The following is a 21,425-nucleotide window of genomic DNA, read 5'->3' as shown; positions in this document are numbered from 1 at the left end:
TCAGTACCGGCTGGAGTTGATCGATGTTGCGTAAAAGGCCCTGGCTCAACAGGGCCAGGGCATAACTGCTGGACTTACAGATTGCGAATCAGGAACTCAATTAATCCATTCGACTTGAAAGCTATATCGCCCCAAGAGCGGAGCCAGGACTTCCTGGCCAGTGCCGGCCCTGACGCAGGCAACCTGCCCACGACGATTGTCCTGCACGACTTCAACAGCAATATCCGAAAGCCCCAGGCGCTCCACTTCCTGCTGGACGACTTTGGCAATCTCCCGCTGCTGCAAAGCAGGCTTGAATATCTTGCCCACGGCAGTCAGTGGCAACGCTTCGAGGATTTCAATGCGCTTGGGAACTGCTGCCCGCTCGCTGATGTTGTGATGAGCGAACGCCTGAAGTTCTTCGGCGTTGCACACGTGCCCGGGACGCAGTTGAACGTAGGCGACCGGTACCTCGCCCGAGTAGGCATCGGGGCTGCCGATTGCAGCGGCCAAAGCGACGGCGGGATGCGTCTGAAGCGCTTCTTCAATTTGCTTGGGATCAATGTTGTGGCCGCCGCGGATGATCAGCTCCTTCTTGCGTCCAGTCAGCCAGAAATAACCTTGCGCATCCTGGCGACCCAGATCGCCCGTATTCAGCCAGCGCTGACCGTCGATATCGATCCAGAGGCCCTGGTTATGACGCTCTTCCAGATACCCCTCGAAGAGGTTCGGCCCACTGATCGTGATCAGGCCGATCTCATCCACTTTGGCGTCGCGCAGGAACCCTCCGGAATCATTGAGCACGACCGCACGCATATTCTGGTAGGCGATCCGTATCCCGATGGAGCCGATATGGCGTTCGCCATGGGGCGGATTGATTGAGGAGACGCAGGCGCCCTCAGTGAGGCCATAACCTTCAAGGATTTTCACCCCGGTACGGCTCTCGAACTCCCGGAAAAGCTCAGCCGGCATAGGTGCGGCGCCACACATGGCAAAGCGAAGACTGGATAGATCGCGGCCCTGCCATTCATTTTGCAGAAGCGCGGCATAGACCGTTGGCACGCCGGAAAAGAGGTTGATACCAAAGTGTTCGACCATCTCCCAGAATCGTGGGATCACCCCCTCGCCACGATACCCATGAGGCGTCCCGAGAATCACGTGATCGCCTTGAGTCCAAGGCATCAGTCCAGTCACCAGCTGACCATTGACATGAAACAGCGGCAGGCCACAAAAGATAACCTGGCCACCACTGCGTGGTTGCAAGTGAGCGGCCACAGCCCATGCATTGAATACTTCCGAGCCGTGGGTGCGCGCGGCGATCTTGGGGAGTCCGGTGGTGCCGCCCGTACAGATGTAGGAGGAGCACTCATCCTGGCGGATTTCCCGACCGCTTTTCAGGTGTGTGTGTGGCTGAGTATTCATCAGCGATTGCCAATCGTGGATCGCGATGCCGCGGTGTATGTCTCGCTCCTTCAGTGCCACGGCTTTCAGAGCCCCACGTACAGGTTCCGCGACATAGGGTTCCATACTGACCCAGACAACAGACCTGACCGTGGGTAACTGATCCAGTTGCGAAGCCAGTTTGGGCCACAGGTCGCTGCCCGCCGTCGGCGCGAGCGTCACCACCACCGATGCTTTCGCCGCATTCAGCAAGCCAGCCATCTGCGTGGCTTCTAGCAGCGGATTGATCGCCATGACAATGCCAGCCGCCTCCCCGCCCCATAGTGTGAAGTGGGTTTCCGGCAGGTTGGGCAGGATGAAGGCAAGCACCTCGCCCGGCTTTATGCCCAGATCATGGAAGGCATTTGCCGCGCGGGTGATATCCGCGAAGAGCTGGGAATAGTTCCACTCGTAGGTGCGTTTGAAATCGGCGGCATCGGCAAAGAAACTCAGCGCTGGAGCCTGTGGGTTGCACTCGGCCGCCTGTTGCAGCGCTTCATAAGTGCTGCAAGCCAGACCGCGCTCCGACAAGGGGACTCGTTCGAAATTTTCGATGTCATCCAGGGTCTGCACAACCATCAGGCTTCCCCCACGACGCGATTGCGTTGTACGCCGAGGTCGATCACACCATCGGCGCTGCGAATGCGCGCCTCGACCACGTCACCGGCCTTGAGGTACTGCGTCCGGCCTTCCTGCGCCTTGAGGAAAAGCTTCCACTTGGTGGCTTCGGGCAGCAGGGCTGCAATGCGCATTTTGGCAGGCGAAGGGATCGTCAGGGCACAGCCGGCAGGCGTACCGGTGGCGATCAGGTCTCCAACGGCGAGATCTTGCAAGGCGGAAAGTTCGGTCAGGGTTTCAGCGGGGCCGTAAACCAGGTTGGCCGTGCTGTCGTTCTGTCGCACCTGGTCGTTGACTGTCAGGCGTAGCAGCAGTTCTTTCAGGTAGTGAATATTCGTGGCATCCAGAAGGCACAGGTACGGGCCGACCGGACCAAAAGTGCGGTAGCTCTTGCCCTTGTAGAACTGCATCTGGGGAATCTGAATGTCTCGAGCCGAGTAGTCATTGACGATGACGACGCCTGCAATGAACTCATGCAGATTGGCGTCGGTGACACCAATGGCGCCGGTGATCGAGCGCTTCATCACAAGGCCCAGTTCGATCTCGTAGTCAAGGAAGCGCACGTGGCGCGGCTTGATCAGGTCGCTGTCAGCCGCTACAAGGCAACTCGTCGCCTTGGTGAAGATCATGTTGAATTTCTTCGCATCCGGGTCCATGCCCGACTCGATCATGTGCTGACGGTAATTGGCACCCTGACAGACGAACTGTTGGTTACGGGTTACCGGCGACAGCAGTTTTACTTCGCCCTCCTCCAACTCCGGACCTTTCAGTTGAGCGAGGTCGTCAAGACTGTTCTGGCTAATGAAGTCACCGGTGGTTTCAAAAACACCGGGGACCACTGTAATACGACCCTGGCGTAGCACGCCCCAGTGGATACCACTCTGAAATTCAAAGCGGACTACGTGTACTGCAGACATTGAAGGCACTCCTGGAGCAGTGTTTTTCCCGTGCTCGATGGCACGAGAATTCTGGTGTTGTTCTTGTGAAGGGCTGGTAACGCTGTAAATCAACGAGCCGCCGGCGATCACAGCACCGGCTTTGAGTACATCGCGCCGGCCATATCTGGTTGAATTGCCCGACATGGCGGCAGCTCTACCCGAACATCCGCATAAGTGTTAGCAACTTTCGAAGGGTCAGGTCCGGGCTGCGTCGCAGGTTGCGGATCAGCAGAATCAGATTGGCCAGGCTCATCTTGGGTTTGGTAAAACTCCTGGGCATGCGCTGCCCCCACTGCGCCATTGCCTCGGGACTCACCGGATGAATGCCCGTAGGCTGGGTGGCCGTGAAAAGATCCCCGTCGCAGTAATGCTCGTGCTTGTCACCCCAAGGGTCTTGCCAGTAATCGAAGATCTGACTGCCCAGAATGTGCCGGCCGATGCCCCATGAGTGCTCCCAACCGCGCTCGCGCAAGACGCGCTGCCCCATACCCACGGCGTCTGCATCGACGACTTCATAGGCGCTATGGCTGTAGGTGGCCATGAACCCTTGTGCAATAGCGAGCGTATGGTGATCCGCGGGAATGTCACCGAGATCAAGGCGCATGAAAGTAACAATGGGCGTGCCGTCGGGGAGTACCTGCACATCGCTGGGAATAAACCCGAAATGCCGCGTATACCAGGCACACGTCGCCTGATAGTCGGCCACTTCAAGGACGATGTGGCCAAGCTTGAGGACTTCAGGGGGAGCAATTGGCGGGCGCTGCGTGGCGTTGATTCGAGGTTGCTCGTGCGCCAGATTCCAGTTCAAAGGAGCTCTATGCGCCAGAGGCTTGCCTGGCGTCTGGTCACAGACGGCTTCCACAATGAAACCGGAAGGATCCGTCAGTCTGACGTAATACCCTTTGCCAGGATGCTCCGACTTCTCGACCGATGACGCACCCGGGATTCGAGTGAGCTTCTCCAGATCTTCCAGGGACTGCACGGCAAGTCCGAACCCGATAAAACGTGCCTGTTCGGCCCGTTGGACACGGTAACAGTAGGCAGTCGCTTCGGTGGCCCGTAGATAGAGCGTATCGGCGTCCTGCCGACTGACCGTCAGGCCGAAGTCAGTCAGGAAACGCGCCGCCGCATTCAAGTCCGGCCGTTGGAAGATCAGGTGAGTCAGATCCTGGGCCTTCACCGTCGGCTGCGGATGCCGGGCGGGCTGTTGCGTCGCCAACCGGTGCAATTCGATTTTGTTGTTCATTGTTGTTGTTTTCCGGTTTTTTAGGGCAAAGCGGTCCCGAACCCCTGAAAACTCAGGGGTTTATTTTGTTAAGTCAGTTACGAACTCAGTCGAGAGATGGAAGTGCCGGCAACTCTTTGGTCGCCAACGCACGAGCCTCCTCGGACGGAACACCCAATGCGCGCAGTACCAGCTCGGCAGTATCAGAGCCCGATTCGCGCCACGTTCGATGCCCTTCCAGTACCAGGAAAATCGAGCCAAGCACGCTGCTCGATATCAACGTCAGTACCGAGAGCAATTGCTCCTGTGCAAACGTGTAGCGCCCGGTGGCAAGCCCGCTTAGAAGATCCTTGGTCGCCTGGCTGCTGAACATTTCGCGCAACGCCGAATTGCTCATGGCGAATTTATGGATGAACGCGCCCCACTGGGAGTCTTCGTGCGCTCGGCGAATGAAGAATCGAATGCCATTGGCAAGGCGATGAGCCGGATCCGAGAGGGAGTCGAAGCTCTTGTTGACGCGCTCATGCATCTCCCTCGCGAGATGGCTGGCGACCGCCTCGAACAGGCTTTCCATGCTGTCGATGTTGCTATAGACCGTTCCGCGCGCCACGCCTGCCTCTTGCGCGAGGTCGAGGATGTTCACTTGTGAGGTGCCTCTCTCAGCGAACAGGCGAAAGGCAGCTTGATGAATGCGGCGTTGTGTTGGATTCAGGGATTCCACGGTTCTCTCCAGGATTACCTCATGAATCGATTGAACACTCGTGTTCATTTTACGTCAACCCTATTTTTTAGCGTCTTGGATTTACCGCCTGAAATCTGGCCAAAAACCTAATAATCCGGACGTCATGATCGATGACGCCGGATCAATCAAAGCCCTGCACATTGACATAATTGAACACGCGTGTTCAATTATGTCATGGCTCAGGTTTGTCTTCTCCACAAGCACCTGGCTCTGCCCATCGATGAAAACCAGGACACAACATGACCGGCTCAAATCTCTTCAAACCGCTTCGATTGCCTAACGGCACGGTGATTCCAAACCGAATCGCCAAGGCTGCCATGGAAGAGAACCTTGCCAATGAGGCACACGCTCCAGGGGATGCGCTGGTTAGGCTCTACCAGCGTTGGGCGGAAGGTGGTGCCGGTCTGATCATCACTGGCAACGTCATGGTTGACCGCCATGCCTTGACCGACCCCGCTGGCGTAGTGCTCGAAGATGATCGGAATCTGGGCAAGTTCAAGCTATGGGCCGATGCTTGCCGCAGCCATGGAGCCCAGGCCTGGATGCAAATCAATCATCCCGGACGGCAGCTATTGGCTTCGATGGGGCAATCGGCAAGGGGCCCCTCCGCTGTTGCGGTCGATATCCCCGGACTTTCAAAAGCGTTTGTGCTGCCCAGGGCTTTGGAGGAGCAGGAGATCGAAGAGCTGATCGGGCGTTATACCCAAGCGGCGGTGCTGGCGGAGCGTGCCGGATTCACCGGCGTGGAGATTCATGCAGCGCATGGCTACCTGTTCAGCCAATTCCTTTCCCCCCTGACCAATCGGCGTGATGACCGCTGGGGTGGTAGCCTCGAAAATCGTGCGCAAATTCTATTGAAAACCATCGACGCCATTCGCCAGCGAGTGGCACCGATCTTTTGCGTCGCCGTGAAGCTCAACTCCGCGGACTTTCAGCGCGGCGGGTTCGATGCCGAAGATGCAGCTCGCGTGGTGGAGATGCTTAACGCCAAGGCGGTCGACCTGGTCGAGTTGTCGGGTGGCAGCTACGAAAGCCCGGCCATGCAGGGGCAGACCCGCGATGGCAGCAGCTTGGCTCGAGAAGCCTACTTTCTCGAGTTCGCAGAGAAAATAGGCGATATAGCGCGCATGCCGTTGATGGTCACCGGCGGCGTGCGCCGAAAAGAGGTCGCGGAGCGAGTGGTGAGCGGCTCGGTGTCGATGGTCGGACTTGCTACTGCGTTAGCAATCGAGCCAGCCCTGCCGAAACAGTGGATGTCAGGTCGGGACACCCAGGTGGAGCCCATCGTCGTCCGCTGGAAGAACAAGGCGCTGGCGTCGCTTGCCATGGCGTCGGTGGTCAAGAAGCAGCTCGGCTTGCTGAGCCAGGGAAAACGGACAAACCCCGGGGCGTCGCCGCTCTTGGCATTGATCGGCAATCAGTTGAAAGCCCGTCGCCAGGCGAAGAGCTATCGGCAATGGATCGATCAAGCAAGGTAGAGGATCAGGCCGGCAGAGGCTTGCCGGCGATTTTCCTGGCTTTGGCAGGTGTGACGCCCAGAGCCTGGAGAACCATTTCGGCGACCCGCAGATCGTGCTCCGCCACTGCCCGTCCCTCGACAACCGAGCGCATGGCTCCGGTTGTGCACGACACGACTATATCCAGGGCGACCCCTTCGTCCTCGTAAGCAAAAGTACCCGCACGCAGCCCTTCACGCAGATCGCCCAGTACATGGTCAGCCAGACGCGAACGCATGGCCTGGTCGAAATGGATGATGCGCAGCAGCGCATTCGCCCATTGGTGGTCGGCCGCGGCCCGGCACACAAACATGCGCACGCCGATCGAAAGCCGCTGCGCACCGCAGTGCACGTCCGTGCTGAGGGCGGAAATGGCATCGGAGAACTCGGCGGCCATAGCGATGCCCACCGCCTCCAACACTTCATCGCGAGTTCGAAAATAGTTATAGATGGTGCCGTTGGATACCTCTGCTTCCGCAGCGACCTCGAGCAATGCGATCTCCCCCACGTCCTTGCGCGCGATAAGACGCAATGCCGCGTCCACCAGACCGCGACGGGTGCGCTCACGCTTCTTGTGACCTCTCGTGAGAGGTTCTGGCGCATCAGTTTCTAAAGGAAGAGTGGGGGAAGGCATTATCAAGCTCGTAATCTAATGGGCTCGTTGATGGTAATGGAAACGCTGCCCGGAGTGGCGTCTTCGCTGACCAGCAGGATTCTGCAGTCCTGAAGGAGATTGCCGGCCTCTGCGCCAGGGGCGTGGTGCATGATGATACGGTCGGGGCGAACCACGACGAGCGTTCCCTTGGCAGCCAGCGGCAGGATCTCATGATTCATGTCTTCGATGAAATCACAGCTGCCGCCAGAGCGTTGGCCACGTGCTCTGACCTCTAAAAAGTGACCTCCCATTTTCTCCCAGGAAACGATCTGATCAGGGGTCAGCAGTGACAACGGGTCAACACCGAATCCAACCAGGGTCAGGTTGTCTCCAAGTGCATCGTCGCTCAGTTTGATCTGCTTTTGCAGGTTGCGAATCCAGGCTTGGGGAAACAGGCTGCCACGCACCAGCTTGTCGCCCCGGCGATGCTGTACGAACAGGCCGTGCTTGAAGGTGTTCTTCGGCTTGATGTCCAACTGTTCGAAGTACCTCCTGGTCGCGGGAGTCAACGCCAGCGTACGCATCAGGCCGTGGATAAAGAATGCCGCGATCTTGTTCTTGGGCATCACCAGGCGCCCCATGAGTTTCGCCAGATTGATCATCGCCTGAGCATGGGGGCGGCGCTCTACGTCATAGCTATCGAGTATTGCAGGCGCGGCATGGCCGCGAAGGACCCAAGCCAGCTTCCAGGCAAGGTTGGCGCCATCCCGAAGTCCCGCGACGAGACCTTGCCCGACAAAAGGGGGCGTGATGTGCGCGGCATCGCCAGCGAGAAAAACGCGTCCCTGGCTGAATCTGTTGCAGCAGCGTGCATGGAATCGATACACCGCCTTGCGCTCGATTTCCAGCTCCTGCGGGTTGATCCATGGCGAGATCAGCCGGGCTATGCTTTCCGGGCTTTCCAGCTCCTCTCGGGACTCATTGGGTTGCAGCATGAACTCCCAACGCTCCCTGCCGCCGGGTGCGGGCATGTGCGGAGTCGGGCGCTGCGGGTTACAGAGAAACTCAATGTGATCAATCGCTGACTTATGCCGGTTCTTGACATCGACAATCAGCCAATCCTCCGCATAGGTCTGCCCTTCGAACTCCTGGCCAATCAGCGCTCTGACCCTGGAGCTTGCGCCATCCGCACCGATCAGGTACTGGGCGCGAACGGAATGCGACTGTCCATTTTCATCCCGTACGGAAGCGAAGACGCAGTCCGACATCTCGACCAGACTTTCAAGCTCGAAGCCACCCAGGCTGGTTATAGACTTCTGCCGGGAAACCTGGCCGCGCATCGCTCGTTCGAGATCGGGTTGATAGAACGTCACAAGCTTGGGATGGCCGTCGATACACCCCTGCGTATTGGCTCGACCGAACTGCCCGAGTACCGGGGAGTGCATCTTCACTTCAGGGATAACGATCTTCTCGAAAGCGTCTTCCGACAAACCTGCGAGTTGCAGGATGCGTAGCGCCTCGTTGTCCAGGGCAATGGCACGAGGCATCAGTACGACGTCGTGGACCTTGTCCAGTACCAGGGTCGTGACCCCATAGCGGCCAAGCAGCGCCGCGATTGTCGCACCTACGGGTCCATAGCCGATGATCAGCACGTCAACGGCGGCGGGAGGCAATTCGGAAACTTTCTTGTTGTTGTTCATCTCGAGCCCTTGTTGTGATTGAAGTCGTGAGACGCGAGGTCTCATCGTCAGGCAAGGTGAAAGGTATGCAATATTGAGAGATATTTCAATATTGATGTTTTTGTCATTATTTTTTGGGATCATGGTCAAGCCGCGACAGGGCCAAGGGACGAGCCGAAGTGCGCGGCGTGAACTGCGTTTGCGCGAGTGCCAGTTTCCGACCGGCGACGCTTGGCTTCAGAACCGATCAGCGTTGTCATTGGAGCAATGGCTCAAGACTGTCGAGACTGGTGAGCAGTTGATTCAAAAGGCTGGTCGATAGCACCAGGCCGCCGGGCACACCAGTTTTTCAGTTTCGAACCCATGTGAAGCTTCGCGGCGCACACCATGTTTTAGTCTTCAGGAATCAACCGTGGCACGTCCGCAACCCCATCCGAACCCAGTCCTGCTCCGCTTTGTCGAGTTTGAGCTCGACGAGACCAACGCCTGTTTGTCACGTAATGGGCAAGCGGTGGCGTTGGCGCCAACGCCTTTCATGTTGTTATGCGTGCTGGCACGCCAGCCAGGGTCGCTGGTGACTAAGGACGCCTTGCTTGATGCCGTGTGGGGGCATCGGTTCGTCAGCGATTCGGTCCTGAAAACGGCCATCAGCGATCTGCGCAAGGTGCTGGGCGACGACCCCAGGCAGCCTCGGTTCATCGAAACTGTGTCGCGGCGCGGCTATCGCTTCATCGCCCCACCCTCCTCCGCACTTTCGATACCGCCTGCACCCGCTGCGGTTACGGCGGCCGGCACATCTCCGTCACCGCCATTCATCGGTCGCACCGACGAGGTCTCCAGACTGCAACGGGCGTGGGAGCAGGCGAATGGCGGCCAACGTGCCGTGGTCTGGCTCGCTGGAGAACCGGGGATCGGCAAGACCACATTAATCGAACATTTCCTCGCCAGCCTTGGCGGCATCGCTTGCGCACGCGGCCATTGCGTGGAGCATTACGGCGCCGGCGAGCCGTATCTGCCTGTGCTGGAGGCGTTAGCCGATCTGTGCCGCAGCGACCCTGCCCTACCGGCGCTGATGCGCGCCGTGGCACCGACCTGGCTGCTGCAACTTCCGTGGCTGAGTACCACGCAGGAGAAAGACGCGTTGCGGCGCGAGCTTGCCGGCGTCGGCCCGGATCGTATGCTCAGGGAAATGGGCGAGTTGCTGGACCGCTACACAGAACAGCGCCCGCTGATGCTGGTGACCGAAGACCTGCATTGGAGCGATCGGGCGACAGTCCAGCTCATCAACTACGTGGCACGGCGACGTGGCCGAGCGCGGCTTATGTGGTTGTCGAGCTTTCGCCTTGCCGAGGTTGTAGCACTCGAGCATCCCCTTAGCTCGTTGCGCCACGAACTGCGCCTGCAACGTCTGTGTGAGGAAGTGGTGCTCGACCCGTTCTCGGAAACCGAGGTCGCTGACTATGTTGCGCTGCGTTCGACCTCGCTGGCACGCGATGAAGCTTTCGTGCGCGCCCTTCACGAGCGGACCGACGGTGTGCCGTTGTTCGTTTCGTCAATCACCAGTGAAGTGATGGACCCAAAGGACGACAAAACCACCATCGAGGCCCGGCTTGCGAATCTGGCGGTTCCCGAGAATCTCGCAGCCATCATTGATCACTACATCGCCAGGCTGGGTCCGGAGCAACGCACCCTCCTCTCGGCCGCAGCGGTGTGCGGGGTTGAATTCCGAATCGAGACGGTTTCACTGGCTCTCGAGCGCGACCTCGCTTCGGTGGCCCACGCCTGTGAAGAGCTGGTACGCGAACAGGTATGGCTCACACGGTCGCGGGCCACAGAAATTGAAGAGACGCTAGAGCCACCCCACTCTTTCCGACATGCTCTCTTCCGCCAGGTGCTGTACGACCGCACGCCGCGCTCTTTGCGCACCCAACTCCATCGCCAGGTCGGCGCCGCCCTCGAACGCGACCGCACGATCGGCCTACCGGTTGCTGCCTCAGAGCTGGCAATGCACTTCGACCGCGCCCGGCTGCCGATGATCGCGCTGCGCTACTACGCCGAGGCCGCAGAAGCCGCACTACTGCACTTCAGCCCGGACTTGTGCATTGGCCTCACTGAGCGCGCCTTGGTCCTGCTGTCGCAGGCACCCGAAGGGACGGAGCGCAACTCCCTGGAGATTACCCTGGCTACGCTGCAGGGGGTTTCGGCATTCCACATGTTCGGTGTCGGCAACGAAGCCAAGAACGCCTTCGAACGTGCATACACGCTGCTGGCGGATGTACCCGAACATCCCATGCGCAGTCGCCTGCTGCACGGATTCGGCTATTTGCTGGGTCTGCGCGGCGATTATGCGTTGGCGCTCGAGGTGGCGGAGCGTGCCGAAACCCTCTCCTGCGAAGCAAATGATCAAGAGCTCATGCTGGCGGCGTGCATCGTCCAGGGAGAGGTGCATCACCTCCAGGGACGCACGAAAACGACTCGTCGTTGGCTGGAACGTGCACTCGCGATCGCCGAGCCGCTGGACATCGGGACGAACGAGGTTTTCGCGGCTGATCCTCAGGTCATGCTGCACGGCATGCTGGCTATAGAACTCGTGCGTTCTGGTCTGGTTGAGCAAGCCCGAGTCCACCTGCAGCAGGCACGGGTACGTGCGCAGAAGTTGCGCCAGCCCATGACTTGGCTGGTCGCCGCCTGGCAGGAGGTGTTGATCGAGGTGAGGATGGGAAACCACGTGCGTGTGGCTGCGCTGGCCGACGAGATGCAGGCGCTGGTCGATGAGTATTCGCTTGCACTCGGGCGGACGGCTTGCCGCTGGTGGCGCGGTTGGGCCGGCGCGCGCCGTGGCTCACCGAGCGACGGCTACCTTCGCATCCGTGAAGCCTACGAAGAACACACCGGGCTCGGCATGCGCTCCGGTGCAAGCGAAGTACTCGGTTATGCCGCCGAGGCACTTTTGTTGGCGGGCGATTGCAACGCAGCGCAAGTCGAACTGCAGGAAGCATTTCGGGTGGGCGAGGAACTGGGCGAGCGCGTATACCTGCCGCAGCTATTGCTGCTGGAGGCAGCGATCTCGCGAGCGCAGGGTCGGCCCGACGCCGGCATCGCTGCGGTACGGTGCGCGGTTGAAGAGGCTCGCGCCCAGGAAGCTCCGTGGCTGGAGCTGCAAGCGCTGGTCGAGTTGTGCGAGCAACCTGACGCAACGGCCGAGGACCTACAGGCATTGGCCACACTGGTTGACCAGTTGCCCGAAACTGACGGGACCGAGCTGGCAAAACGTGCGCGCTCGCTGATTCTCGCTGCCAAGCCGGCTTAAAGCGACGCGACGTCTCTGCGCAGAGAGTGCGGTCCCGACCGAAGCCTGACCTTTCGCTTACGACTCGACCCGGGGGGCGGCTTACGCTGTCGTCGAACTTTCTTGCCCCCCTGGTCTGCGATGATCCTGAACCCTGAATCCAAATACCCGAGCCGCCGCTCGTACGTAGTGAAGCTGCGTAGCGACGCCGCGCCGGGGGCCCTGGTGGGCCGCCTCGAAAACCTGGTCACTGGACGACAGCGCGAGTTTTCGTCCGCCGAAGAGCTGTTGGAGTCGATTGCCTCGGACCTCGCTTTGGCAACCGGCGAGCACACCGGCGATGCCAGCGGCGAGTGATGCATCCACCACGAATCAGCGCTCGATATGGCGACCGAACGGCGACCCTTCGCTGACGACTTCGCGTACACCGGGCCCTACGCTGATGCCACCTCGAATCTTCACGAGTCCAATCTGATGCCGCGACTTCCAACTTTCCATCTGTTGACCCGCAACGGGCAAACGCCCCTGCAACATGCCGAACGCGTGGTCGGCTTCGTCATGGGGGCAGCGCTCGCCGCGTCTGTTGCCCTGGCCTTGACCGGTTGCTCCACGGAGGTGCTCACGCCGTCGGTAGAGCTTCCGAGCAACTTCGCCGCAAGCACGGCCTCCGAAATGGAACCCGAGGCGGCCTGGTGGGAGGTTTACCACGACCCGGTGCTGACGGATCTGGTGCGCCGGGCAGCGCGCGAGAATCGCGACGTCAAGATTGCCGCCGAGTGCCTGCACGCGGCACGAGCCGGCGAAACGGTCAGCCAGTCCTGGCTGTTCCCGAGCGTTGGAGCATCCGTCTCCGGCAGCGATCGCAGCAGTGGCTACAACTCGGCCACGAAACAGGGTTATCCGGATACCAAGACCACCAGTGCGGGCCTGGACGTCTCGTGGGAACTCGACCTGAGCGGCCGCCTGCGCGCCGGCGCAGCGGCGGCCGACGCCGATGCGATGGCCGCGGAGCACAGCATGCGCGGCGTACGCCTGCTGGTAATGAGCGACGTCGTCAGCAACTACTTCACACTGGTCGGCGCGCAACGTCAGGTCGCGACGCTGCGTGCCATCTCGGCGATGCAGGACGAGACGCTACGTCTGGTCACTGCGCGCCAGCTGGCGGGGCTGGCATCCGCCTTCGACGTCGAACGCGCGCAGACCGACGCCTTGTCGGCGCGGGCGCAGATTCCGCCGCTGGAAACGCAGGTGGCTGTGTCGCGCCATCGTATCGCGGTGCTGATTGCCGACCAGTCCTTCAATACCGCGAACATCCAGACTTCGCTCAGCGATGTAACAGTGGTGCCCGAGGCCAAGCCCGGCCAGCCCGCCGAGTTGCTGCAACGCCGACCTGACGTACTGGCGCTGATGGCGCAACTCGATGCAGCCAATGCGCGCCGCAAGGAGGCCGCGGCCGAGTGGTTTCCGCGGCTGTTCCTCGATGCCTCCTTCGGCCGCCAGGGCTTGAGCCTGAACGGTGCCGATCTCGGCGTTGCACGTTTCACCAACGTGGCGGGCCTGCTGGCGATGCCGCTCTTTAACGCCGGGCGCACGCAAGCCATCAACGAGGCTGCCGAAAGCGCTCAAAAAGAGGCGCTGCTGCGCGCCGAAGACGGCATCGTACGGGCACTCGAGGATGTGGAGAACGCCCTCGTCACGCTGGCGCAGGAGCGGCGCCGCGCCGGGTCGCTGCAATTGGCCGCCGCGTCCGCCGAGGCTGCGCAGAACCGCGCCCAGTCACTTTATAACCGCGGGCAGATCGATCTGTTGCCACTGCTGGACTCGCAGCGGGCACGGCTGGCGGCACGCTTGAACTCCAACGAAAGCAACACCCGCCTGCTGATCGATAGCGTGCAGCTCTATAAGGCACTGGGCGGGGGCTGGCAGGTGTTCGAACAACCTTCCAACCCAACTGCATCCGCCAATGCCGACCGGCCACCACTTTCCTGAGAATTGCCGTTTTACAAAGAGGAACCCACTTGAAAACTTCCCTTACTGCGGCCAGCGCTCTGGCTGTAGCCGTCATGCTTTGCGCGTGTAGTCCAGACCAGTCTGTCGTGCAGGCACCACGACCGGTGCGTACCGCTGAAATCAACTACGACAACGCTCGCGACATCAGTCGCTACGTGGGCACCGTACAGTCGCGACATGAAGTCGACCAGGCCTTCCGCGTGGGTGGCAAGGTCGCTCAGCGCAAGGTCGAGGTAGGCCAGTTTGTGCGTGAAGGCGACATACTGGCTGTGCTGGATGACAGCGACTACCGCCTCGCCGAGGAAGCGTCGCGACAACAGTGGACGGTTGCCGTCGAGCAGACGCGTCAGGCCGACTCGGACCGCCTGCGCCTGACTGCGCTGAAGGCTGACGGCTCGGTCAGTGCGGCCGACGCCGAGCGCGCGCAGACCAATGCCCAAACCACGCATGCGACTGCCGAGGCCGAGGCACGAAAGCTCGAACTTGCGCGCAACCGGCTCAAGTACACCGTATTGCGCGCCTCGCGTAGCGGCGTCGTCACGGCCGTGCGCTTTGAGGCCGGGCAGGTCGTGCCGGAGGGTCAACCGGTTGTCTCGATCGCCAACCCGGATGAATCCGAGATCGTCATCGATGTACCCGAGGACCAGCTAGCCGTCTTCAAGGACGCGCGCTTCAAGGCGTCGCTGGCCAGTTCGCCGAGCGAGGTCTTCGATGTCTCGCTGCGCGAGCTGTCACCGCAGGCGGCAGCCCAGACGCGCACTTATCGCGCGCGGCTCAAGCCGGTGCAGGCGCTGCCGCTGGGCGCCACCGCCACGGTGATGGCCGAGCGTGTAATGACCAATGTCTCTGTGGCGGCAGTGCCAGCCACGGCACTGACGCAAAGCGGCGGTCAGCCGGCACTGTGGGTGGTCACGCCCACGGGCAAGGATCCGGTAGGCATCGTCGATTTGGAGCGTGTGGCCGTTTGGGGCTACCGCAACGACGAGGTGCTCGTCTCCGGGCCGCAGGCTGGTGCATTGATCATCACCGCCGGCGTTCAGAAGATGACGTCCGGACTGAAAGTCGCGCTCCCCGGTGCGGCGATCGTTGACGCGAATACCACGCAGCAGGCCGCCCGATGAGCAATCTCAACCTCACCGACTGGGCGCTGCGCCATCGCGCCATCGTTCTGTTCATGCTCCTCATTGTCGCGGTGGCCGGTGCCTTCAGCTTCACCAGGCTCGGTCAACTCGAGGATCCAAACTTTTCCGTGCCTTCCATGACCGCCATGGTCATCTGGCCGGGCGCCACTGCCCAGCAGTTGCAGGACCAGGTCCTCAACCGCATGGAGAAGAAATTCGAGCAGATCGACAACTTCGAGAAGGTGGTCACCTACGCGCGACAAGGCTACGCGGGAATGACGCTCACCGTGCGCGGCGGCACTTCCAAAGCTGACCAGCGCGAAGCCTGGTATCAGGCGCGCAAGAAACTCAACGACCTGAGCCTCGAGATGCCTGACGGTGTGATAGGCCCGGTTCTGAACGACGAGTACGGCGACGTGTATGGCCTGATGTACGCCATAAAGGGCGACGGCATCGGCCACGCCGACCTGACGGACGCGGCCGAGAACATCAAGCGCCAAATGCTGAAGGTGCCGATGGTCAAAAAGATCGATCTCATCGGCAAACAGGCCAAGCGTGTCTACGTCGAGTTCTCGCACGAGCGCCTCGCAGCGCTGGGCATTACACCGCTGGCGATCGCCGAAAGCCTCAAAAGCCAGAACGCGATGTTGCCCGCAGGCCAGGTCGACACCCATGGCGACCGCGTCATGGTGCGCGTGAGCGGCCAGTTCGAAAGCGAAGCGGCTATCCGCAATGTGCCCATCGCCGCGGGCGGCCGGTTGATCAAGCTCGGCGACATTGCGACCGTTACACGTGGTTTCGAGGATCCGCCCACCTACACGGTCCGCCACAACGGCCAGCCAGTGCTGATGCTCGGCATCACGATGACCAGCGACGGCAACATCGTGGACCTTGGCAAGGCGATGGACACGGCCGTCGCCAAGATTCAGTCGGAGCTCCCGCATGGCGTGGAACTGGAACTCGTGGCCGACCAGCCCACCACGGTGAAGGATGCAATCCTGGACTTCGGGCGCGCGCTGGCCGAGGCGTTGATCATCGTGATCGCCGTGAGCCTGGCCAGCCTGGGCTGGCGCGCAGGCCTTGTGGTCGCGGCCACAGTGCCGCTGGTGCTGGGCGGCGTGGCGCTGGTGATGCTGGCGATGGGCTGGAACCTCGAGCGCATCTCCCTCGGCTCACTGATTATCGCGTTGGGACTGCTGGTGGATGACGCCATCATCGCCATCGAGATGATGGTGGCGAAGATGGAAACCGGCATGGACCGCGTGAAGGCGGCCGCCTTCTCCTATCAGTCCACTGCCATGCCGCGCCTGACCGGCGCACTGATCACCGTCGTAGGCTTCCTGCCGATCGGCCTTTCGAAGTCCACCACCGGCGAGTACGCGGGTGGCATTTTCTGGATCGTCGGCGCGGCGGTGCTGTTCTCGTGGATCTGCTCCGGCATCTTCACGCCGTACCTGGCGGTCAAGATGCTACCCAACGACTTGGGCAATCACCAGCACGGTGATGTGCACGATACAAAGTTCTACCGTACCCTGCGCCGCCTGATCGACGCCGCCATTGAGCGCCGCTGGGTGGTCATCGGTGCGACGGTTGGCGCCCTGGTGTTAGCTCTGGCGTGTATCAAGCTGGTGCCGCAGCAATTCTTTCCCAACAGTTCGCGTCCTGAACTGGTCATTGACCTGCGTGTCAAGGAAGGCTCCTCGTTCGCCGCGACGACCGAGCAGGTCAAGCACATGGAGGAGATCCTGGCGAAAGACGAGGACGTGCGTTTCTATACCGCCTACACCGGCGCCGGTGCGCCGCGCTTCTATCTCTCGCTCAACCCCGAACTGCCCAATCCGGGATTTGCCCAGTTAGTTGTGATGACCAAGGATCTGGATGCTCGCGAGCGGGTACGTGCGCGGCTGGTGGCCACGGCAGACCAACAATTCCCGCAGGCGTGGGTGCGCGTGACCCGGCTCGAGTTGGGGCCACCTGTCGGCTACCCGGTGCAGTTCCGCGTCGTAGGGCCTGATACCCAGAAGGTGCGGCAGATCGCTCGCGAGGTGGAGAACGTGGTTGCATCCAACCCGAAGGTGCGCGACCTCCAGCTCGACTGGAACGACCCGGTGCGCACGCTGAAAGTGGAACTTGATCAGAACAAGGCGAGCGCGCTCGGCCTCTCCCCGGCGGACGTATCGCTGGCGACCCAGACCGTGATGAACGGCGCAACCCTGTCGCAATTGCGTGAGCACGAAAACCTGATCGACATCGTCGCCCGCGCCGTACCCGAGGAACGCTTGAACCTCGACACACTGAAAGACATCAACCTCTACACGCGCCAGGGAACAGTTGTACCGCTGTCGCAAGTCGCACAAGTGCGCTCTGAGCTGGAAGAGCCGGTGCTTTGGCGCCGCAACCGCGATATGGCAATCACGGTGCGTGCCGACGTGAAGGATGGCGAGCAAGGTGTATCGGTGACTCAGGAGATCCAGCCGATGCTTAAGGACATCGAAGCGAAACTGCCGTCGGGCTACCGCATCGACACGGGCGGCGCCGTTGAGGAAAGTGACAAGGCCAACAAGGCGCTGCTCGCGGTGGCCCCGCTGATGATGATCACCATCCTGTTGTTGCTCATGCTGCAATTGCAGAACTTCTCCCGCATGTGGATGGTCGTGCTGACCGCACCGCTGGGCCTGATCGGTGTGGTGCCGGCGCTGCTGGTGTTCCAGTCGCCGCTGGGCTTCGTTGCGATCCTGGGCATCATCGCACTGGGTGGCATGATCATGCGCAACGCAGTGATCCTGATCGATCAAGTGCAGATCGAGATCGCCGAAGGACGCGACCCATGGAACGCTGTACTGGACGCGGCCATTCACCGTGCCCGACCGGTGATGCTGACGGCGCTGGCCACCGTGCTTGCAATGATCCCGCTGACGCGCAGTGTGTTTTGGGGGCCGATGGCCATTGCGATCATGGGCGGCCTTACCGTGGCAACGCTACTGACGATCTTCTTCGTCCCGGCGTTGTACGCCGCATGGTTCAAGGTGGGTCGCCAGACGGCCGCCGCTACCCAACAGGTACAGGGGGCCGCCGCACTCGCTTCTGAATGATGAGTACCGTTGTGAAAACAACCGCGATCAGCCGCGAGGTCCTGCGAACGTCATGTGCTTTCGCCCCCCTCGCGGCTCACAGAATGATGGCCACAGGATTACTCAATCCCCCTTCACTCAACGAGCATATGCTCCAACACCACCTCCAGCGGGTGACGCAGTTGCTTGCTGGCCAGGCGCTTGACCTGGCTGCGGCACGAATACCCCGTCGCCAGCGCTTCACCCGCCTGGTCCAGCTTGCCCGCCCATGATTGCTCGAAAATAGTCCGTGAGGTCTCCTGATTGCGCGCTTCGTGGCCGTAGGTGCCCGACATGCCGCAACAGCCGGTTGCCTCGGTCACCAGCTTCAGCCCAAGCCTGGCAAACACGGTTTCCCATTGCGAGGTGCTGGCGGGGACGTTGGTCTTCTCGGTGCAGTGCGCCATCAAACGGAATGTCTGAGCCGCGTGACGGGACCTTTCAGGCAACACATCAACCAGCCACTCCTGGGGCAGCAAGACTTTCGGGCAGCCGTCGAGGCCCGGCACTTTCTGATATTCCTGGCGATAGACCAGCGTCATCGCCGGGTCCAGGCCAACCAACGGCACGCCACAGTCGGTCAGGGCCTTGAGCTGATTGGCGTTGCGGATCGCCGCTTTGGCGAATGCACCGAGGAAACCCTGCACGTGCAAAGGCTTGCCGTTGGCACTGTAGGGCGCCAGAAACACGCGGTAGCCCAACTGATGCGCCAACTGGATATAGCTCGCCAGCAGCGGCGTTTCAAAGTAGCGGGTGAAGGCGTCCTGCACCAACACCACGCTTCGCTCACGTTGTGCGGCAGTCAGTTCGCGCAGGGCGGGCACGCTGGCGACAGCGACTTTGCAACGGGTCAACGTGGTCTGCAGGTCGAAGCGGTGAATCAGCGGACTGTCGAGCATGCCGACGTGTCGCTCCAGCAAACGACTCACCCATTTCGACCCCATCACCGCGTTGTACAAACCCGGCGCGTACGCCATATAGGGAATGGTGAACTCCAGCGAGCCGATCAGATAATCGCGCATCGGGCGTTGATAGCGACCGTGATACAGCTCGAGAAAACGCGAGCGGAATTCCGGGACATTGACCTTGACCGGGCATTGTCCCGCGCAGGATTTACAGGCGAGGCAGCCGGCCATGGCGTCGTACACCTCATGGGAGAAATCCGCCTCGCCGCGCGAGCGCGCCAGGTTGTTGCGCAGTCGTGCCGGTAACCCGCTCAACCACGACAATTTGCCCCGGGCCGCTTGCAACACATCAATGTTGGCCGCTCCTTGCAGGCGCAACCACTCGCGAATCAATGACGCCCTGCCCTTCGGCGAATGCTGGCGTTCCCGCGTGGCTTTCCACGACGGGCACATCGCATCGTTGGGGTCGTAGTTGTAGCAAGCGCCGTTGCCGTTGCAGTGCACGGCGCTGCCGAAGCTCTGCCACACGCGTTCGTCGATTTGCCGATCCAGATCACCGCGCAGCGTCACTTCGTTGACCTTGAGCAAGCCTTGGGCAGCATCCGGCGGGGTGCAGATCTTGCCGGGATTGAGCTGATTGTGCGGGTCGAACGCGCCCTTGAGCGATTGCAGCGCCGGGTACAGTTCGCCAAAGAAATCGGGGACATATTCCGAGCGCAACCCCTTGCCGTGCTCGCCCCACAACAGTCCCCCATAACGCCGGGTTAGCTCGGCCACGGCATCGGAAATGGGCTTGACCAGCGCGGCCTGGGCCGGGTCTTTCATGTCCAGTGCCGGACGCACATGCAACACGCCGGCATCGACGTGGCCGAACATGCCGTAGGCCAGGCCATGGCTGTCGAGCAGTGCGCGGAACTCGGTGATGTAGTCGGCCAGTTTCTCGGGCGGTACGGCAGTGTCTTCAACAAACGGCTGTGGGCGGACCTCGCCTTCGACGTTGCCCAATAACCCGACGGAGCGTTTACGCATGGTGTAGACACGGGTCACCGCTTCAGCACCTTCGGCCAACGTGTGGCCCAGCCGTTCGATCGTCGTATCGGCCTGCAAATGCGTCACGAACGAAGCAACGCGAGCATTCACCTCCGACAGGTCTTCACCGCTGAACTCAACCAGATTGATACCCAGCGTCGGGCGCTCGGCATCCGTCGGGAAATACTCGGCGACGCTGTGCCAGACGATGTCTTTCATCGCCAGCAGCAACACTTTGGAGTCCACGGTTTCGATGGACAGCGGCTTGTGCGCCAGCAACGCGTTGGCATCGCGCAGTGCATCCATGAAGCTGCTGTAACGCACGTTCACCAGCACCGAATACTTGGGAATCGGCAGTACGTTGAGCTTGGCTTCGACGAGGTAACTCAACGAACCTTCCGCACCGCACAGCACGCTATTGAGGTTGAAACGCCCCTGTTCGTCGCGCAGGTGCGCCAGGTCGTAACCGGTCAGGCAGCGATTGAGTTTGGGGAACACCGTCTCAATCAGCTCGGCCTGGGTTTCCTGGATCTGCCGTGCGGTGCGGTACACCTCGCCGATACGGCCGGGTTGCGCACACGCAGCTTCCAGCTGTACATCGGACAGAGGCTGGCTGTGCAGGCGCTCACCGCCGAGCAGTACGCTGTGCAGTTCCAGCACATGATCGCGGGTCTTGCCGTAGGTGCAACTGCCCTGGCCGCTGGCGTCCGTGTTGATCATGCCGCCAACGGTGGCCCGGTTGGACGTCGACAGCTCCGGGGCGAAAAACAATCCATGAGGTTTGAGCGCGGCATTGAGCTGGTCTTTGACCACGCCGGCCTGCACCCGTACCCAACGTTCGGCGACGTTGATTTCGAGGATGGTGTTCATGTGTCGCGACAGGTCAACCACGATGCCGTCGGTCAGCGACTGGCCGTTGGTGCCGGTGCCGCCGCCACGTGGGGTCAGCTTGATCTGGCGAAAGCGCGGTTCGGCCATCAATGTTGCGATGCGCACGATGTCGTCTGCATCCAGTGGGAACACCGCCGCTTGCGGCAGACGCTGGTAAATCGAGTTGTCGGTCGCCAGCACGGTGCGGGTGGCGTAGTCGGCACTGAGCTGACCGCGGAAACCGGCGGCACGCAAGCCCTGGAGGAATTCCGGGTACTGTGCGGCGGGTGCAGCGGTAGGCAACTGGGCGATCATCGCTGGAAAATCTCTTGTAGGTCTAATCACGGAAATCAAAATACTTGTCGCCTGAGCATTAATA

13 protein-coding genes are annotated in these 21,425 nt (G+C 60.9%); 6 read left to right on the top strand and 7 right to left on the bottom strand.

Features of this window, described 5'->3' with window-relative positions; genetic code table 11:
- Positions 1 to 96: 96 nt before the first annotated feature.
- From ACYZUC_RS01995 to ACYZUC_RS01980, 4 genes are all read right to left on the bottom strand, one after another.
- Positions 97 to 1,998 carry an acyl-CoA synthetase gene (locus tag ACYZUC_RS01995; protein ID WP_461993103.1) on the bottom strand — a complete coding sequence of 634 codons (1,902 nt, stop codon included), beginning with the start codon at positions 1,996 to 1,998 and terminating at the stop codon, positions 97 to 99.
- Positions 1,998 to 2,954, bottom strand: a complete 957-nt coding sequence (locus ACYZUC_RS01990) for a fumarylacetoacetate hydrolase family protein (RefSeq protein ID WP_461996802.1) — start codon at positions 2,952 to 2,954, stop codon at positions 1,998 to 2,000. Before ACYZUC_RS01990 ends, ACYZUC_RS01995 begins: the two co-directional genes overlap by 1 nt.
- 175 nt (positions 2,955 to 3,129) lie before the next feature.
- Positions 3,130 to 4,221 carry a VOC family protein gene (locus ACYZUC_RS01985; protein ID WP_461993101.1) on the bottom strand — a complete coding sequence of 364 codons (1,092 nt, stop codon included), beginning with the start codon at positions 4,219 to 4,221 and terminating at the stop codon, positions 3,130 to 3,132.
- 85 nt (positions 4,222 to 4,306) lie between these two features.
- The gene (locus tag ACYZUC_RS01980) at positions 4,307 to 4,921 is read right to left on the bottom strand and encodes a TetR/AcrR family transcriptional regulator (protein WP_461993099.1); all 615 of its coding nucleotides are present in this window, start codon (positions 4,919 to 4,921) and stop codon (positions 4,307 to 4,309) included.
- Between the two features lie 260 nt (positions 4,922 to 5,181).
- On the opposite strand from ACYZUC_RS01980, the gene ACYZUC_RS01975 reads away from it, so the two are divergent.
- Positions 5,182 to 6,420, top strand: coding sequence for an NADH:flavin oxidoreductase/NADH oxidase family protein (locus tag ACYZUC_RS01975; protein ID WP_461993097.1), 1,239 nt, complete (start codon positions 5,182 to 5,184; stop codon positions 6,418 to 6,420).
- A 4-nt stretch (positions 6,421 to 6,424) separates the two neighbouring features.
- Here the strand turns inward: ACYZUC_RS01975 and ACYZUC_RS01970 are convergent, their stop codons facing one another.
- On the bottom strand, positions 6,425 to 7,072 hold the full coding sequence (locus ACYZUC_RS01970; protein WP_461993095.1) for a TetR/AcrR family transcriptional regulator: 648 nt from the start codon (positions 7,070 to 7,072) through the stop codon (positions 6,425 to 6,427).
- A gap of 2 nt (positions 7,073 to 7,074) precedes the next feature.
- Positions 7,075 to 8,733 (bottom strand): bifunctional 3-(3-hydroxy-phenyl)propionate/3-hydroxycinnamic acid hydroxylase MhpA, encoded by a 1,659-nt coding sequence (gene mhpA, locus ACYZUC_RS01965; protein WP_461993093.1) that lies wholly within the window; start codon positions 8,731 to 8,733, stop codon positions 7,075 to 7,077.
- 391 nt (positions 8,734 to 9,124) lie between these two features.
- Here mhpA and ACYZUC_RS01960 point away from each other — a divergent pair, with 391 nt between their 5' ends.
- The 5 genes from ACYZUC_RS01960 (at position 9,125) to ACYZUC_RS01940 (ending at position 18,224) form a co-directional block, all read left to right on the top strand.
- Entirely contained in the window at positions 9,125 to 12,022 is a 2,898-nt protein-coding gene (locus tag ACYZUC_RS01960) for an AAA family ATPase (protein WP_461993091.1), read from the top strand.
- 120 nt (positions 12,023 to 12,142) lie between these two features.
- Positions 12,143 to 12,358 carry a hypothetical protein gene (locus tag ACYZUC_RS01955; RefSeq protein WP_461996801.1) on the top strand — a complete coding sequence of 72 codons (216 nt, stop codon included), beginning with the start codon at positions 12,143 to 12,145 and terminating at the stop codon, positions 12,356 to 12,358.
- A gap of 117 nt (positions 12,359 to 12,475) precedes the next feature.
- Positions 12,476 to 13,990 (top strand): TolC family protein, encoded by a 1,515-nt coding sequence (locus ACYZUC_RS01950; RefSeq protein WP_461996800.1) that lies wholly within the window; start codon positions 12,476 to 12,478, stop codon positions 13,988 to 13,990.
- A 125-nt stretch (positions 13,991 to 14,115) separates the two neighbouring features.
- Complete coding sequence (locus ACYZUC_RS01945; RefSeq protein ID WP_461993089.1) at positions 14,116 to 15,132, top strand: efflux RND transporter periplasmic adaptor subunit; 1,017 nt, start codon at positions 14,116 to 14,118, stop codon at positions 15,130 to 15,132.
- Positions 15,129 to 18,224, top strand: a complete 3,096-nt coding sequence (locus ACYZUC_RS01940) for an efflux RND transporter permease subunit (RefSeq protein ID WP_461993087.1) — start codon at positions 15,129 to 15,131, stop codon at positions 18,222 to 18,224. The genes ACYZUC_RS01945 and ACYZUC_RS01940 overlap by 4 nt, the downstream gene beginning before the upstream one ends.
- Before the next feature lie 113 nt (positions 18,225 to 18,337).
- On the opposite strand, the gene ydiJ is transcribed toward ACYZUC_RS01940, so the two are convergent.
- A complete protein-coding gene (gene ydiJ / locus ACYZUC_RS01935; protein WP_461993085.1) occupies positions 18,338 to 21,361 on the bottom strand; it encodes a D-2-hydroxyglutarate dehydrogenase YdiJ in 3,024 nt (1,007 codons plus the stop codon).
- Positions 21,362 to 21,425: the final 64 nt, after the last annotated feature.

It is taken from the genome of Pseudomonas sp. GT1P32 (genome assembly GCF_054897805.1).
Note: the sequence above shows the minus strand (reverse complement) of the source record. Positions and strands in the feature narration are given on the sequence as shown.